This is a genomic window from Marinobacter sp., assembly GCF_041595835.1.
Taxonomy (GTDB): domain Bacteria; phylum Pseudomonadota; class Gammaproteobacteria; order Pseudomonadales; family Oleiphilaceae; genus Marinobacter.
In genome coordinates, this window is record NZ_JBFHJO010000034.1 from 1 (window position 1) to 14,511 (window position 14,511).

At 53.5% G+C, this 14,511-nt stretch carries 14 protein-coding genes; 4 read left to right on the forward strand and 10 right to left on the reverse strand.

What is annotated here, in order from left to right:
* From ABYA77_RS11050 to ABYA77_RS11080, 7 genes are all read right to left on the reverse strand, one after another.
* Window positions 1-245, reverse strand: a 245-nt coding sequence (locus ABYA77_RS11050; protein ID WP_372966027.1) for an AMP-binding protein, incomplete at its 3' end; no start/stop codon positions are given.
* A gap of 20 nt (window positions 246-265) precedes the next feature.
* Window positions 266-598, reverse strand: coding sequence for a Na+/H+ antiporter subunit G (locus ABYA77_RS11055; RefSeq protein ID WP_372966028.1), 333 nt, complete (start codon window positions 596-598; stop codon window positions 266-268).
* 21 nt (window positions 599-619) lie between these two features.
* Window positions 620-889: a K+/H+ antiporter subunit F gene (locus tag ABYA77_RS11060; RefSeq protein WP_372966029.1), complete on the reverse strand. Its 270-nt coding sequence runs from the start codon at window positions 887-889 to the stop codon at window positions 620-622.
* A complete protein-coding gene (locus ABYA77_RS11065; RefSeq protein ID WP_372966030.1) occupies window positions 886-1,374 on the reverse strand; it encodes a Na+/H+ antiporter subunit E in 489 nt (162 codons plus the stop codon). The genes ABYA77_RS11060 and ABYA77_RS11065 overlap by 4 nt, the downstream gene beginning before the upstream one ends.
* Entirely contained in the window at window positions 1,374-2,891 is a 1,518-nt protein-coding gene (locus ABYA77_RS11070) for a monovalent cation/H+ antiporter subunit D (protein ID WP_372966031.1), read from the reverse strand. The genes ABYA77_RS11065 and ABYA77_RS11070 overlap by 1 nt, the downstream gene beginning before the upstream one ends.
* Window positions 2,888-3,256, reverse strand: coding sequence for a Na+/H+ antiporter subunit C (locus tag ABYA77_RS11075; RefSeq protein WP_372966032.1), 369 nt, complete (start codon window positions 3,254-3,256; stop codon window positions 2,888-2,890). Before ABYA77_RS11075 ends, ABYA77_RS11070 begins: the two co-directional genes overlap by 4 nt.
* Window positions 3,256-6,057, reverse strand: a complete 2,802-nt coding sequence (locus ABYA77_RS11080) for a monovalent cation/H+ antiporter subunit A (RefSeq protein WP_372966033.1) — start codon at window positions 6,055-6,057, stop codon at window positions 3,256-3,258. Before ABYA77_RS11080 ends, ABYA77_RS11075 begins: the two co-directional genes overlap by 1 nt.
* A 343-nt stretch (window positions 6,058-6,400) precedes the next feature.
* Here ABYA77_RS11080 and ABYA77_RS11085 point away from each other — a divergent pair, with 343 nt between their 5' ends.
* The gene (locus ABYA77_RS11085; protein WP_372966034.1) at window positions 6,401-8,455 is read left to right on the forward strand and encodes an FAD-dependent oxidoreductase; all 2,055 of its coding nucleotides are present in this window, start codon (window positions 6,401-6,403) and stop codon (window positions 8,453-8,455) included.
* Between the two features lie 63 nt (window positions 8,456-8,518).
* Here the strand turns inward: ABYA77_RS11085 and ABYA77_RS11090 are convergent, their stop codons facing one another.
* Window positions 8,519-8,704, reverse strand: a complete 186-nt coding sequence (locus ABYA77_RS11090) for a hypothetical protein (protein WP_372966035.1) — start codon at window positions 8,702-8,704, stop codon at window positions 8,519-8,521.
* 88 nt (window positions 8,705-8,792) lie between these two features.
* On the reverse strand, window positions 8,793-9,785 hold the full coding sequence (locus tag ABYA77_RS11095; RefSeq protein ID WP_372966050.1) for a GlxA family transcriptional regulator: 993 nt from the start codon (window positions 9,783-9,785) through the stop codon (window positions 8,793-8,795).
* Between the two features lie 176 nt (window positions 9,786-9,961).
* Between ABYA77_RS11095 and ABYA77_RS11100 the strand changes: the two genes are divergently transcribed.
* Both ABYA77_RS11100 and ABYA77_RS11105 read left to right on the forward strand, forming a co-directional pair.
* Window positions 9,962-11,764 carry an acyl-CoA dehydrogenase gene (locus ABYA77_RS11100; protein WP_372966036.1) on the forward strand — a complete coding sequence of 601 codons (1,803 nt, stop codon included), beginning with the start codon at window positions 9,962-9,964 and terminating at the stop codon, window positions 11,762-11,764.
* Between the two features lie 203 nt (window positions 11,765-11,967).
* Complete coding sequence (locus tag ABYA77_RS11105) at window positions 11,968-12,747, forward strand: crotonase/enoyl-CoA hydratase family protein (RefSeq protein WP_372966037.1); 780 nt, start codon at window positions 11,968-11,970, stop codon at window positions 12,745-12,747.
* A gap of 42 nt (window positions 12,748-12,789) precedes the next feature.
* Here the strand turns inward: ABYA77_RS11105 and ABYA77_RS11110 are convergent, their stop codons facing one another.
* Entirely contained in the window at window positions 12,790-14,061 is a 1,272-nt protein-coding gene (locus ABYA77_RS11110; protein ID WP_372966038.1) for an alkane 1-monooxygenase, read from the reverse strand.
* Window positions 14,062-14,240: 179 nt separating this feature from the next.
* Here ABYA77_RS11110 and ABYA77_RS11115 point away from each other — a divergent pair, with 179 nt between their 5' ends.
* Window positions 14,241-14,492, forward strand: coding sequence for a hypothetical protein (locus ABYA77_RS11115; protein ID WP_372966039.1), 252 nt, complete (start codon window positions 14,241-14,243; stop codon window positions 14,490-14,492).
* The last annotated feature ends 19 nt before the right edge of the window (window positions 14,493-14,511 follow it).

The window sequence follows — 14,511 nt, forward strand, 5'->3', positions numbered from 1 at the left end:
AGATAGCGAGGTGTGTCCCAGTCCATCACGGCTACTGTATCGCCGGGTTTAACACCGGCATCGGTAAGGACGTTTGCCAGTCGATGAATACGCTCTACCAAATCTTTATAGGTGTACTTGCTGTGATCGGCGTAGATAATTTCCTGATCCGGGTTGTACCGCGGACCGGACATTAATAAACGCTTGATGAGCAGGGGGTACTGGTAGGCATTGTCTGCTGGCTGAAGGATTCTTGTTTGCGCCATCTTGGAATACCTCTTGTCTGTTATTGATCCCAGGGATTACCTTGGGTGTTATCCATTGATTTTACGCCCATATGCATGGCCGCTTTTGCCAGCATGTTCGCACTGACCGGGGCTGTCATCAACAGAAACACTGTGATCAGTATTTCAGAGATGCCAATGCTGTGGCCGTGGCTGCTGAAGTAAATCACCGAGCTGAGCATAATGGCGCCCACGCCGACGGTTGTAGCCTTGGTGGGGCCATGCAAACGGGTGAAAAAGTCGGGCAGACGCGCCAGGCCAATAGCTCCGACAAGCGTGAACGCTCCCCCAAGGAGAAGCAGGGCAGAAATGGTGTATTCAGCAAATGCGCTCATAGAAAATCTCCTTCGGCCCGGTTATTCGATCACGCTGCCGCGTTTCAGGTATTTTGCCATGGCAACAGTGCTTACAAAGCCCATGACGGCGATCAGCAGGGCGGCTTCCAGGTACATGCGAGAACCCAGAGTAATACCGAGCAGAATAATCATTGCGATTGCGTTGATATAGAGAGTGTCCAGCGCTAATACCCGGTCTGGTGCCTCCGGGCCTTTGATCAGGCGGTAGACGTTGAGCAATGCGGCGACCATGACCATGGCGATGGTCAGGTAGAGTGCGGTGGTCATCATTGGAACATCTCCAGCAGCGGCTTTTCGTAACGCTTGTGGATAGCATCGATGACTTCCTGATCATTAGTTGCATCGAGTGCATGGATCAGCAGCATCTTGTTGTCATCGCTGATATCGGCACTGACTGTGCCTGGGGTCAGAGAAATGGTGCTTGCCAGTATGGAAATCGCCAGCGGATGATCCAGCTGAAGTGGATAGCATATAAAAGCCGGGTGAGGTTGGCGCGGGCTCAGGATCAGCTTCGCAACGGAAAAACTTGCGATCAGAATGTCCCACAGCACGATAAGCAGAAAAACGGGCATTCTCCAGGCTTTCACGAAAGCCGGCCTTTCGGGCCAGAAACCTTGTGTCAGCTGGGGAATCAGCCACGCCAGAACCAGGCCCATCACCAGGCTTGCGCCAGAGATGCCATCACTCAGGAATTGCCAGGTGCTGAATAGAATCAGGCTGAGCCAGGGTTGAGGGAAACTCAAACGGTCAAGCATCAGTCATTCTCCGCCGCCATTGGTGTTTGCAGAATCTCGGTATAAGCCGCGGTATCGAACAATTGTGCTGCCGTGGCCTCGGTATACGCATTAATCGGGCCTGCCAGAAATACGATTACTATGGTCAGCGCTATCAAAGCTCCGGCAGACACGGATACCACGCCCTTCATGGGTTCAGGCTTTTCCAGGTGACCATCTACTGTACGCCAGAACACAATGCTGCCGGCGCGACTGTAGGCAACCACTGACAGGAAGCTGCCGATGAGAAGTACTGACCATAACCAGGCCATCTGGGGGCCAGGCTCTACTGATTTCAGAATCAGTACCTTGCCAAAGAAACCACTGAGTGGTGGTAAACCGGCTGCTGCGACAGCCCCGAGCATGAATAACACGCTCAGGAAAGTTCGGTGCTGCATTTTTGGAGCAGTGATTATCCGGTCGCGGGCGGAGCCTCGCTGCACAGCAATGAGCTCGGCCACCAGGAATAGTCCGGCGACAGTCCAGGTTGTGCTGAGCAGGTAGAACAGTGCAGCAGACAGCCCGGGCTCTGAACCTAAAGCGATAGGTGCCAGGAGTGTGCCGACAGAGATAACAACTTGCCAGGATATCAGTGTTTTCAGGTTGTCAGCACCCAGGGCGCCAATCACGCCCATGGCGAGCGTGATCAGGGCCAGCGGGAATAGCCAGTCCATGCCGAGGTGAGCCAATTCTCCGGCATTTTCGCCGAAAATAAGTATATAAACCCGGATAATTGCGTAAATGCCTACTTTTGTCATAACCGCAAACAGAGCGGCAACAGGGGCTGTCGCTTTGGCATAGGCCTGGGGCAGCCAGAAGCACAGGGGCAATATGGCTGCTTTCAGGCCGAACACGACTAGCAACATCATGGCGCCGGCTTTGACCAGGTCCAGACCTTCGCCGGTAACCTGTGGAATTTTCACCGCCAAGTCAGCCATGTTCAATGTGCCGGTTACGCTGTAGATCATGCCAACAGCAATCAGAAAAATCGCAGAACCCGCCAGGTTCAGTACGACATAGTGCAGGCCGGGAACCGTGCGGATAGTGCCGCCGCCATGCATCAGCAGGCCGTATGAAGCGATCAACAGCACTTCGAAAGCAACAAACAGATTGAACAGATCCCCGGTCAAAAAGGCGATATTCAGGCCCATGAGCTGGAACAGGAACAATGTGTGGAACTGCCGGTTACCCTCATCTGAACCTCCGATTGAAAAGATGTGGGCAAACATTGCCAGCGTTGACGTCAGCACCAGCATCAGGGCGGCCAGTCGATCCAGAACCAGCACAATGCCAAAGGGTGGTTGCCAGTTACCGAAAGCGTAGATCCGATAGCTGCCATCATTGGCCAGAGATAACAGAACCAGTGACGACGCCAGAATCAACGCAGTGGTGGCAATCGCCAGGGTGCGCCGCAAACTGATGGGCGCATATCCCATAAATGTTTGCAGTATGCCCCCGAGTAACGGGAGAGCGATGGGTGCAATAAGCCAGTGATTCATTTGCCGGTTTCCTCCTGTTCCTGCTTGTTGTCGGCAGGCTTTACCGGCGGGCAGCCGTCCACATGATCATCTTCGTTGTCGGCCAGATTGCGTAACGACAACACCACGACAAATGCTGTCATGGCAAAGCCGATGACGATAGCGGTTAACACCAGAGCCTGGGGCAGAGGGTCCGCATATATTTCGGTGCTGCCAATAATCGGTTGTTGTCCGGCACTGAGCCGGCCGGAAGCAAACAAGAACAGGTTGACGCCGTATGACAACAGGGTCAGCCCCATCACAACCGGAAAGGTTCGGGCTCTCAGCAGAAGATAAACTCCCGATGTCGTGAGCGCGCCTATCACCAGTGCGAATATAAGCTCCATTATGAATTCCTCCGCGGGCTCTTGATTGCTGAGTGCGGTGAAAGCCGGCCAATACTGACCAGAATCAGCATTGTGGCACCGATAACGGCCAGATAAACGCCCAGGTCAAATACCAGGGCTGAGGCCACCTCAAACTTCCCAACCACGGGCCAGGTGATATAACCGAATGTGGTGGTGAGGAAGGGGTAGCCGAATGCCAGGCTGCCGGCCCCTGCAACGGTGGCGAACAACAGACCAAGACCAATGACGTTGTGGTATTTGATGCGGACTCTGTCCTGAGTCCAGTTCATACCGCTGGCGATATACTGTACAACCAGTGCAACGGAGGTGATCAGGCCTGCTATGAAACCACCTCCGGGCATATTATGGCCCCGCAGGAAGATATATGCTGAGACCATGAGTGCCATCGGCAGCATCGGCCGGGCAATCTGTTTCAGCATCAACGGATGAGGCTCACGGCTCCAGGTGTGGCCTTGACCATCGCCAGGTGGTGGTGTGAGAGCCGTATTTTTGAGCATGGCGTAGATACTTAGAGCAGCAATGGCCAGTACACTGATTTCACCCAGGGTATCGAAGCCCCGGAAATCCACCAGAATTACGTTTACCACGTTGGTGCCACCGCCACCCGGTTTACTGTTCTCCAGGAAGAACTCGGAAATGGAACTGAATGGCTGAGTCAGTATGGCCAGAGTTACAAGTGTCATACCGGCGCCGGCCACCAGTGCGAGAATAATATCCCGCGTTCGCCGGGCCTTTGATGTTTCAAGCGGCGTCCAGGACGGCATGTAGTACAGTGCCAGCATCAGTAACACCATCGTCACGACTTCAACCGAGAGTTGAGTCATCGCAAGGTCTGGAGCTGAGAAACGAGCGAAGGCCAGCGCAACAATTAAACCGACCACGCTTAGCAGGACCAAAGCAGTGAACCGTTCACGGTGTATGACTGCTGTCGCCAGTGCTGCGATTACCAGAATCGCGGCGCTGATGGCGGTCGGCCAATCCACGGGCGTCAGTCCGTTGTCACCGATAAAGATGCCCAGATTGATCAAAGGCGCTGCTGCAACGGCAACGACACTGGCGACCAGAAGCATGACGTAACGTTGCAGCGAATTGTTTTCGATAAGTGCCGTAAAACGGTTGGCCAGGTCAGCAAAGCGGGACACAATTGCCTCGAAGACGGCTTTTTCGTCAATCTCCTTAAACCTTGCATGGAATCTGAAAAACCGCTGGCGTTGACTATACATCAGCAGGCCGCCCACGAAAGCGGCGACGCTCATCATCAAAGGCAGGTTAATTCCATGCATGACTGCCAACTGGTAATCCGGCACGTCTCCGCCGAGTGTGGCCTGAGCCGCTGAGAACAGCAGTGGGCCGACGGAAATGGCTGGGAATACCCCCACCATCACACAGGCAAAAACCAGAATTTCCACTGGAATTTTCATGTAGCGAGGTGGTTCATGAGGCGGGTAAATCGGCAAATTCACGGGTTTACCGTTGAAAAATACGTCGTGAACAAAGCGGGCTGAATAGGCTACTGCAAAGATTCCCGCCAGCGTTGCCACGATCGGTGGAATCCAGGCCCAGAAACCCGGTAAGTTCAGTTCAAGAGATTCGGCAAAGAACATTTCTTTACTCAGGAACCCGTTCAACAACGGAACACCCGCCATAGATGACGCAGCGACCATCGCCAGGGTAGCTGTGTGGGGCATGTATCGCCATAGACCGTTAATCCTGCGCATATCGCGGGTGCCGGTTTCATGATCGATAATGCCTGCGGCCATAAACAGAGAGGCTTTGAACGTCGCGTGGTTGATAACATGAAAGAGTGCCGCAACCGCAGCCAGCTTTGTGCCCATACCAAACAGCAGCGTGATCAGACCCAGATGGCTGACCGTGGAGTGGGCTAGCAGGCCTTTCAGATCGTGTTTGAACATGGCTGTATACGCACCGATCAGCAGGGTTGCCATCCCCGTAAAACTAACCATGTAGAACCATTGTTCGGTGCCTGCCAGTGCGGGATAAAGGCGAGCCAGGAGGAAAACACCGGCTTTAACCATGGTGGCAGAGTGCAGGTAAGCGGACACCGGAGTAGGTGCCTGCATAGCGTGGGGTAGCCAGAAATGGAATGGGAACTGTGCCGATTTGGTAAAGGCACCGAGCAGGACCAGCGTTAATGCCACCGGATACATAGTGTGGGCTTTGATCAGTTCACCTGCAGCCAGCACATCATCAAGCTCGAAACTTCCCACAATGTTGCCGATGATCAGAATGCCTGCCAGTAAAGCCAGGCCGCCGCCCCCGGTAACGGCAAGAGCCATGCGTGCGCCCCGGCGGGCGTCTTGTTTGTGGGTCCAGAAGCTGATCAGGAGAAACGATGTAAGGCTGGTCAGCTCCCAGAAAATGAGCATAAGCAACAGGTTGCCTGACAGCACTATGCCTAGCATCGAGCCCATGAAACAGAGCAGTAAAGAATAAAATTTACCGACGTTCTCGCTGGGCTTCAGGTAATAGCGGGCATAAAGAATAATCAACACGCCAATGATCAGGATCAGCAGTGCGAACATCAGGGCCAGGCCATCCAGCCGGAATGAGAGTGAAATGCCTATTGCTGGGAGCCATTCGTAGCTGTGCAGAACAACACCGCCATCGGCCAGGGTTGCCCAGTGTGGAAACAAGGCAGCCAGCGCAATCAGCGGTGGTATAGAAGATGCTATGGCAATCGCTGTACGCCCGCCCTGTGCAAACAGGGGGGCCGCAATCGCGCCTAAAAAGGGCAGTAAGACAACTAGGGGTAGCGACATCGCAACCTCGGTAGTGGTGTTTTCAGGCGTGAGTGTAGGGTGGTGACCCCTTCCAGTGTAGCGGGCGGTTAACCTCGCTGCACATAAGCCGGGATACTCCGGCCAAGACAGAGGTTAGTCTCGACCTGGCGGGTCAGGGAAATAGGGAAGGCAGCCTCGCTGCAATACAATATCAGCGGGCTGGGGCAGTCCTGGAGAAGTTTTGCAGCCGGGGGACCTTGCGGTCATGGTTGCTCCATCAATTAAATATGAAAACCGATGATACGTGGCCCGCTCGCTAGGTCAAGTCAACTTGTGATTGATCAAGTGTATACTTCGACTAAATATTTATTGAGAGATATCCATGAGCACAAAATATCCTAACCTTCTGAAACCTCTCGACCTTGGCTTTACGGAGCTCAAAAACCGTGTCTTGATGGGCTCTATGCACACAGGCCTGGAAGACCGGTTCTGGAATATTCACAAGCTTTCCCGTTATTTCGCCGAGCGAGCCGAAGGTGGTGTTGGCCTCATCGTGACCGGAGGCTTCTCGCCCAATCTTGCCGGGCAACTAGCGCCGCTGGCCTCCACCATGAATAACCGTGCTACAGCCCTTCTTCATCGCAATGTTACCGGTGCTGTGCATGAAGCCGGAGGTAAAATCTGCCTTCAGTTGCTGCACGCAGGTCGCTACGGTTATCAACCGCTGATTGTATCTGCTTCTGCTACCAAGTCCCCCATTAGTCCGTTCAAAGCCCGCGCCCTGTCGACCAAAGGAGTTGACCGTCACATCAACGATTTTGTGAATGCCGCCAAACTGGCGAAGTTTGCTGGTTATGACGGCGTTGAAGTGATGGGCTCCGAAGGCTACTTCATCAACCAGTTTCTTTGTGAACGCACGAATAAGCGTAAAGATAAATGGGGTGGTTCTTACGAGAACCGAATGCGCCTGCCGGTTGAAATAGTTCGCCGCATGCGCGAAGCCGTTGGCCCGGAGTTTATCATTATTTACCGGCTGTCCATGCTCGATCTGGTGGAAGGTGGTCAAACCTGGGACCAGATCGTTACCTTGGGCAAAGCCATTGAACAAGCCGGCGCTACTATCATCAATACCGGTATCGGCTGGCACGAAGCCCGGGTGCCTACCATTGTAACCTCTGTGCCGCGGGGCGGTTTTGCCGATGTGACTGCAAAATTCTATGGTGAAGTCGATATTCCGGTGTGTACCACCAATCGCATCAACACGCCGGAGAAAGGAGAAGAAATTCTCGCGGCGGGCAAGGCCGACATGGTGTCTATGGCTCGTCCCTTACTGGCAGACAGTGAGTTTGTTCGTAAAGCCGAGCAAGGCCGGAGTGATGAAATCAACACCTGCATCGCTTGTAACCAGGCCTGCCTGGACCACGTTTTTCAAGCCAGGCGCGCATCTTGTCTGGTGAACCCTCGTGCCTGCTTTGAAACCGAACTGGTACTGACTGTTGCCCCTGTAGTGCGTAGCGTAGCGGTAGTAGGAGCCGGCCCTGCCGGTTTGGCCGCGGCGACAACCGCAGCGAAGCGTGGTCATAAGGTCACCCTATTTGAAGCCGACGATAAAATTGGTGGCCAGTTCAACTATGCCAAACGGATTCCGGGCAAAGAAGAGTTCTACGAGACTCTGCGTTATTTCCGGCGCCAGATTGAATTGCTGGAAATTGACCTGCAGCTTAATACCCGTGTCGATGCCGCATCACTGACGGCGCAAGGCTTTGATGACGTGATCATCGCCACGGGCGTGAAACCACGGACACCGAAGATTGAAGGAGTCGATCACCCGAAAGTCCTCGGCTATCTGGATGTGCTTCGAGACAATAAACCTGTTGGCAACACTGTGGCAGTGATTGGTGCGGGTGGTATCGGTTTTGATGTCAGCGAATTCCTGACCCATGACTTTGACCGTCAGCCGGAGGGCGAGCAGGTTAAAGTTGCTGACTGGCAGGCAGAGTGGGGTGTTGATTCTGATTTTGAGGGTCCGGGTGGCCTGGCCGAACGCCAGACAATGCCATCACCACGCAAAATCTACCTGATGCAACGAAAGACCAGTAAAGTTGGTGGTGGTCTGGGCAAGACCTCCGGCTGGGTTCACCGCAGCAGCCTGAAACACCGGGATGTTGAAATGCTTAGCGGTTGCAGCTACGACCGTATTGATGATGAAGGTCTGCACATCACCCTGAGGGATAAGGATGGCAAGATTCAGGAGAAAAAAATCTTACCTGTGGACAATGTGATCCTCTGCGCAGGTCAGGAGCCGTTGCGGGAGTTGTATGACCAGCTTTCGGACTCGGGGGTTAAAACGCACCTGATTGGTGGCGCGGACGTTGCGGAAGAGCTTGATGCCAAGCGTGCTATTCGCCAGGGCACTGAAGTGGCAGCCGCACTCTGATTTAGCCAAGGCCTGTTAGAAAGTGACAGACAGGGGCACTTCATGGCGGATTGGGTCAGGTCGTCATCGAACGGATTTTATGGCATTCGAGATGGCCTGAGCTTCCGCTTCCAGCACTTGGCTGCGAAGGCTTTTCCCTTGCTGGAGTGCATGCTCGATTTGCTTGCACTTCATCTCATAAAGCCGGTTCAGAATGTCGAACTGGCTTTGTCTCATTGATGTGTTCACGGCAGTTTCACCTTTGTACATCTGTCGGGATTCCTTACATTAAAGGCCTGAAACAGGCCTGTAATGAAGTTTGGTGCATAACCTGCGCCAGAACAGTCTTTGCGTGAAGTTAACGCCCGAATCTTGAACGATAAGCTCCGGGTGCCAGACCTGTATGCTTTCTGAACAGCCGGCTGAAAGAACTGACGTCTTCATACCCGACTAACCGGGTCACCGCCTCAATGGCTATACGCGAATTCTCGAGGTGCTGCCGGGCAGCCTCAATTCGCAGTACCTGCAAATAACCTGTAGGTGTATCTCCTGTTGCGGCTTTGAACCGACGAATCAGTGATCGCTCAGTTAAACCACTCAGCTGCGCCAGATGTTCCAGTGAGACAGTGTGATGGTAATGAGCATCCAGCCAGTCCTGAAGCTTCAGGATTTCGGCATCTGAATGGTATCGGCGAGCTTGCAGCGCACTGTAAGGCGCCTGGCTGGATCGCCCGGCATCAATCACAAAGGCTTTTGCTAATTCCCGCGCTACTTGTGCGCCCGCATGCCGTTCCACCAGATAAATTCCAAGATCCCACCACGCCATCCCTCCGCCTGCGCAGGCAACGTGGCCATCCACCGTGACTAATTTTTCTGGCTGCAAATCCACCGCAGGAAACCGTTGACGAAACTGATTGCTGAACCCCCAGTGGGTCGTCGCCTGCCTGCCGTCGAGTATGCCGGCTTCTGCCAATAAAAATGCCCCGGTGCAATTACTGGCGACACGCACCTGGTCACCACCGGCATTTTTGAACTGCCTCAGCCAGTTGACCAGGCCTGGATTATCGGCCAACACCTGCTCAATTGGTGCACCAATGGTGGGGATGATCAGTAAGTCGTCCTCTCCAGGCGAGGCCTGTTCCAGCCAAGAGCCATCGGCACCAATGGTCAGGCCATTGATGCAGCGGCACACATCGCCGGATTCTGTCAGCAGGCGCGTCCGAAAGAGCGGATGCGGTGGCTCGCCGTGAACCCGGGCCCAGGTAACACCCGCCATCCGGAACAGGTCAATAACGCCAGTAATAGCGCTGGCAAGCGCACCGGTAAAGCCGATGATGGTGACTGTTTTCACGGGAATTTTTACTCGCATCAAGAGAATTAAGCCGGTTATCGCAAACGTATTTCCGCCGAAGGTTTCGGGCGAAGAATGTTAGATATGGCGAATTTCACCAAGAATAAGTCAGAAATGACAATTTCAACAAGCGTAGCGGTTGTGAGACGCTATGCACAATAAACAGGAGAATCTGAATGACCGACACTCTGATCGACCGCCGTGACCTGGAATTTCAACTTTATGAAGTCATGGACACGGAATCACTGATCCAGCGTGAACGCTTTAGCGAACACAGCAAAGAAACCTTTGATGCCGTCATCGAAACCGCGGATAAAATGGCGAAAGAAAAATTCGCCAACCACAACAGTGCGGCTGACAAAGATGAGCCGAGGTTCGTCAATGGTCAGGTAGAAATGCTTCCGGAGGTCAAACAGGCCTTCGATGCCTACGCCGAAGCGGGGTTTCTGGCGGGACGCTACGATTATGACCTGGGAGGAATGCAGCTGCCTGAATCGGTCATGGCTGCCTGCAATGGCTTCTTCACCGCCGCCAACCCGGGCACAGCAGGCTATCCGTTTCTGACGACAGCGGCCGCCAACCTGATCAGGGTCTTTGGAAATGAGCAACAGAAAGCGGTCTTCCTGCCACACATGCTCAGCGGCCGGTTCAGTGGCACTATGGCGCTTACCGAGCCCCATGCGGGTTCCAGCCTTGCTGATATTCGTACCTCCGCCACTCCGACTGATGATGGCCATTACCTGATTAAAGGGGCCAAAATCTTCATTTCCGGAGGCGAGCAGAGTATTACTGAAAACATCGTTCACATGGTACTGGCCAAAATCAAAGGCGCACCGGCTGGAGTGAAAGGGATCTCTCTGTTCGTTGTCCCGAAATTTCACGTCGACGATGCAGGCAATCTCAGTGAGCGTAACGGTGTCAGCCTGGCGGGCCTGATCCACAAGCTCGGCTATCGCGGTACTACTTCTACTGCGCTGAGTTTTGGCGATGATGCTCCTTGCCACGGTTATCTGGTGGGTGAACCTCATCAGGGATTAAAGTACATGTTCCAGATGATGAACGAAGCCCGCATTGGCGTCGGCATGGGTGCGGCGGTTATTGGTTATCGCGGTTACATGCACAGTCTGGAATACGCTAAAGACCGCTTGCAGGGGCGGAAAGCCAGCGAAAAGGATCCGGAAAGCGCGCAGGTACCGATCATTGAACATGCGGATGTTCGCCGTATGTTGTTGGCCCAGAAGGCCTATTGCGAAGGTGGCTTGGCACTTTGTTTGTACGGCGCTAGATTGATGGATGAGCAGCACACCCACCCAGACAAACAAAAGCGCGTTGAAGCTGGCAAACTGCTGGACCTGCTTACACCGGTAATTAAAGCCTGGCCTTCCGAGTTCGGCCCCAAAGCTAACGATCTGGCTATTCAGATATATGGCGGAGCGGGTTACACCCGGGAATATCCGGTCGAACAATGCTGGCGTGATAATCGCCTGAACCCAATTCACGAAGGCACCAACGGAATTCAGGCTCTGGATTTGCTTGGTCGTAAAATCTGGCAAGATCAAAGTCATGGCCTGCAACTGCTGATGCAGGAAATGCAGGTGGATCTGCAGGCGGCTACCACGGACCGTTGCCAGCAATGGGCGTTGTCACTCAGCGAAACCTTGCAGCAAGCGGTAAAAGTTACCCAGAGTCTGGGCAAGTCGTTGATGAGCGGGGACGTCGACAAATCCCTGGCCAACGCGAGCTGCTATCTCCATCTGTTCGGTCATATCATCGTTGCCTGGATGTGGTTGCGCCAGGCTAACTCCGCAGCTAAGGCTCTGGCTTCTGCCAACAGTGACAGTGAGCGCAATTTCTATCAGGGCAAGTTGCAGGCGGCCCAGTATTTCTTTCACTGGGAACTACCGACTGTGGCTCAGGATCTGGTGCTGCTCCGGAATCAGGATGATACGTGTCTGAACATGAAGGCCGACTGGTTCTGATTTTGGAGCTTTGGTTCTTGATGTAGCCTGCTGGTTTGGGAGCAGGCACGATCGGCTGGGAGTCCTTTCAGGGACACGCTACAAGCACGTCCATGTGCGCTCGACTTTGGCCATCCATGGCCAAAGACGGTCCCTGAAAGGACTCCCAGTCGTTCGCGCCCGCACATGGGCATAGCCTGCTGACAGGAAAAAAGGAAAACGTTATGGCTCTGGTAAATGTTGATAAGAAAAATCATATCTTGCTGATTGGCCTGAACCGCCCGGAAAAAATGAACGCCATGAACCGGGCTATGTACCACGAAATCGCCGCCGCTTATTACCAGCTCCAGAATGACCCGGAGCTGAGAGTCGCTGTGATGTACGCCGAAGGTGACCATTTCACCAGTGGTCTGCAACTCGATGACTGGGCTGGTGTATTCGCCAGCGGCAAAGGTATAGAGCCCGGCAAAGGCGAACTCGATCCCTTTCACATTGCCGGTGAGGCTCTCACCAAACCTGTAGTTTTTGCAGCGCAGGGTATCTGTTTCACCTGCGGGGTAGAAATGATGCTCAACACCGACATTCGTGTTGCCGCCAAAGGCACCCGTTTTGCCCAGATGGAAGTAAAGCGCGGAATATATGCCTGCGGTGGTGCCACGATTCGATTACAGCGAGAAGTTGGCTGGGGCAACGCACAGCGGTATCTGCTCACCGGCGATGAATGGACGGCAGAGCAAGCGTACCAGTGGGGCTTGATTCAAGAGTTGGTTGAACCCGGCGAACAGTTCAATAAGGCCATGGAAATAGCAGAGAAAGTCGCCAAAGCTGCGCCACTGGGCGTCCAGGGGAGCTTGAAGTCTTCGAAGATTGCTGTCAGTGAAGGGCAGGAAGTAGCCAAGCAGCGGCTGTTCCCTGATTTGGCTCCGGTAATGGCCAGTGAAGACGTAAAAGAAGGTATCCAGTCCTTCATGGAAAGAAGAGAGGCTGTCTTTACAGGAAAATAAGCCAAGGCTGGTTCCGGTTGTCCGCCGGAACCAGCCAAAGCGTCAGGCCGCTTCGGAGTTGTCAGAGCCGTTTGCTTTGCGAGTTGCCGCTTCAGCGGCAACCTTCGCAGCATAATCCGCATATTTAGCCATCAACTCCTCTTTACGATCAGGGTCCCAGTTGATCTTTGACAGATCACCGTCATAGTGATCAATCACTCTTTTATCCATCATCTCGTACCACCACTGCGGGAAATAGGCCGGTAACAGCATTGATGCATATCCACCCGGCAACTGCGGTGCTTTTTCGAAGTGGCGCAAGGCCTGGAAGCTGCGGGTCGGGTGGGCATGGTGATCTGAGTGCCGTTGCAACTGATACAGGAACAAGTTCGTCACAATGTTATTGCTGTTCCAGCTATGCTCCGGCTTTGTACGTTCGTATTTTCCGTCTTCACCCTTCTGGCGAAGCAGACCATAGTGCTCAATGTAGTTAACGCTTTCCAGCAGGCTCGCGCCATAAATCGCCTGCCCCGCCAGGAATGGAATGGCGCGGGGGCCACACACTAGCGTTGTAGCGCCAAAGAACCCGGCACTCATGGCCCAACCCTGCAGTAGTTCGTTGTCTATGCTCCAGAAGTTTTTGCCTTTACGTTCAAGGCGGGCTTTTTCAATTTTTACAGCAGACTTGAAGCCGCCAATAACCGTGCGGGGTAGAAACTTCCAGAAGCTTTCGCCCATCTTGCTGCTGGCGGGGTCTTCCGGAGTTGAGACTCGTTTGTGGTGACCAAAGTTATGCTCCACCACGAAGTGGGTGTAGCCCGTTGGTGCCAGGGCGGCCATCGCCATTAACTTGTTCAGCTTGTTCGACTTATGACCCAGCTCATGAGCGGTGTTAATGCCAATGCCGTTGATAGCGCCAACAGAGAAGGTTAATCCGATCTTATCCTCAAGGGGAGTGCTCTTCCGGCTGGCCAGCCAGGCCCCCATAAACGTCAGAGCGTACTGGCTGGGAATAAACGCTTTCACAATCCGGTCGTAATATTTGTCTTGCTCCAGTAACTTCACGGCCGATTCTGGCGGGTTGCTTTTATCTTCACCAATAGCCCGGTCTAGTGCCGGAATAACTCCGTGTACAAGGATCGGGCCGGTCCAGGCCAGAGCTTTCAGTTTTTTAGGCGCAATGGCATAACCCGCAAGAGCTGCAAGGCCAATCCCCGGCAGTGCCGGGCCAAGAAGCCACAGGTAACGCTTAGGGTCTTTCCAGTCTTTGCCTGCCGGACGGGCAGTGGTTGTCGAGATTGACGGTTCGATATGTGTTTGGACCTTGGCATTCATGTGGGGGCACCTCTATTTTGTTCATTGTTGCTTTCAATCTATGTCGGACAATCTTGCAATACAACAAAATATTCAGAATAGGGAACACGATGGCCTGGAATGATAATTTTGGATGGGTGGCTTAAATCATGGATGTGGTCCATCCTTCAGGTGATAACAACAATAAGGATGTTCACGACATGAGTGCTACTAACCCCGCGCGGGATGTTATCTCCTGGAGTGTTCAGGAGCGGTTGCTGGAATACATTCGAACGAAGCATCAGGCTGAAATTGTTTACCACGACCCGTCAGGGCAAGTGATGATTGTGCATGAGGTGATCCAGAATATTCTGAGCCGGGCAGGGCACGATTTTCTGGTTTTGGGAACCGGAACCGTGTTGGGGGTTGAGCGGGTTCTGATGGTTGATGGGCTGGAGCTAACGAAACAGTAATTAGCCTGTCATTGCGATC

Excerpts from the sequence above, each read along its gene's own strand:
- ABYA77_RS11055 (WP_372966028.1), bottom strand. The coding sequence starts at position 598 with ATGAGCGCATTTGCTGAATACACCATTTCTGCCCTGCTTCTCCTTGGG.
- ABYA77_RS11060 (WP_372966029.1), bottom strand. The coding sequence starts at position 889 with ATGATGACCACCGCACTCTACCTGACCATCGCCATGGTCATGGTCGCC.
- ABYA77_RS11065 (WP_372966030.1), bottom strand. The coding sequence starts at position 1,374 with ATGCTTGACCGTTTGAGTTTCCCTCAACCCTGGCTCAGCCTGATTCTA.
- ABYA77_RS11070 (WP_372966031.1), bottom strand. The coding sequence starts at position 2,891 with ATGAATCACTGGCTTATTGCACCCATCGCTCTCCCGTTACTCGGGGGC.
- ABYA77_RS11075 (WP_372966032.1), bottom strand. The coding sequence starts at position 3,256 with ATGGAGCTTATATTCGCACTGGTGATAGGCGCGCTCACGACATCGGGA.
- ABYA77_RS11080 (WP_372966033.1), bottom strand. The coding sequence starts at position 6,057 with ATGTCGCTACCCCTAGTTGTCTTACTGCCCTTTTTAGGCGCGATTGCG.
- ABYA77_RS11085 (WP_372966034.1), top strand. The coding sequence starts at position 6,401 with ATGAGCACAAAATATCCTAACCTTCTGAAACCTCTCGACCTTGGCTTT.
- ABYA77_RS11090 (WP_372966035.1), bottom strand. The coding sequence starts at position 8,704 with ATGTACAAAGGTGAAACTGCCGTGAACACATCAATGAGACAAAGCCAG.
- ABYA77_RS11100 (WP_372966036.1), top strand. The coding sequence starts at position 9,962 with ATGACCGACACTCTGATCGACCGCCGTGACCTGGAATTTCAACTTTAT.
- ABYA77_RS11105 (WP_372966037.1), top strand. The coding sequence starts at position 11,968 with ATGGCTCTGGTAAATGTTGATAAGAAAAATCATATCTTGCTGATTGGC.
- ABYA77_RS11110 (WP_372966038.1), bottom strand. The coding sequence starts at position 14,061 with ATGAATGCCAAGGTCCAAACACATATCGAACCGTCAATCTCGACAACC.
- ABYA77_RS11115 (WP_372966039.1), top strand. The coding sequence starts at position 14,241 with ATGAGTGCTACTAACCCCGCGCGGGATGTTATCTCCTGGAGTGTTCAG.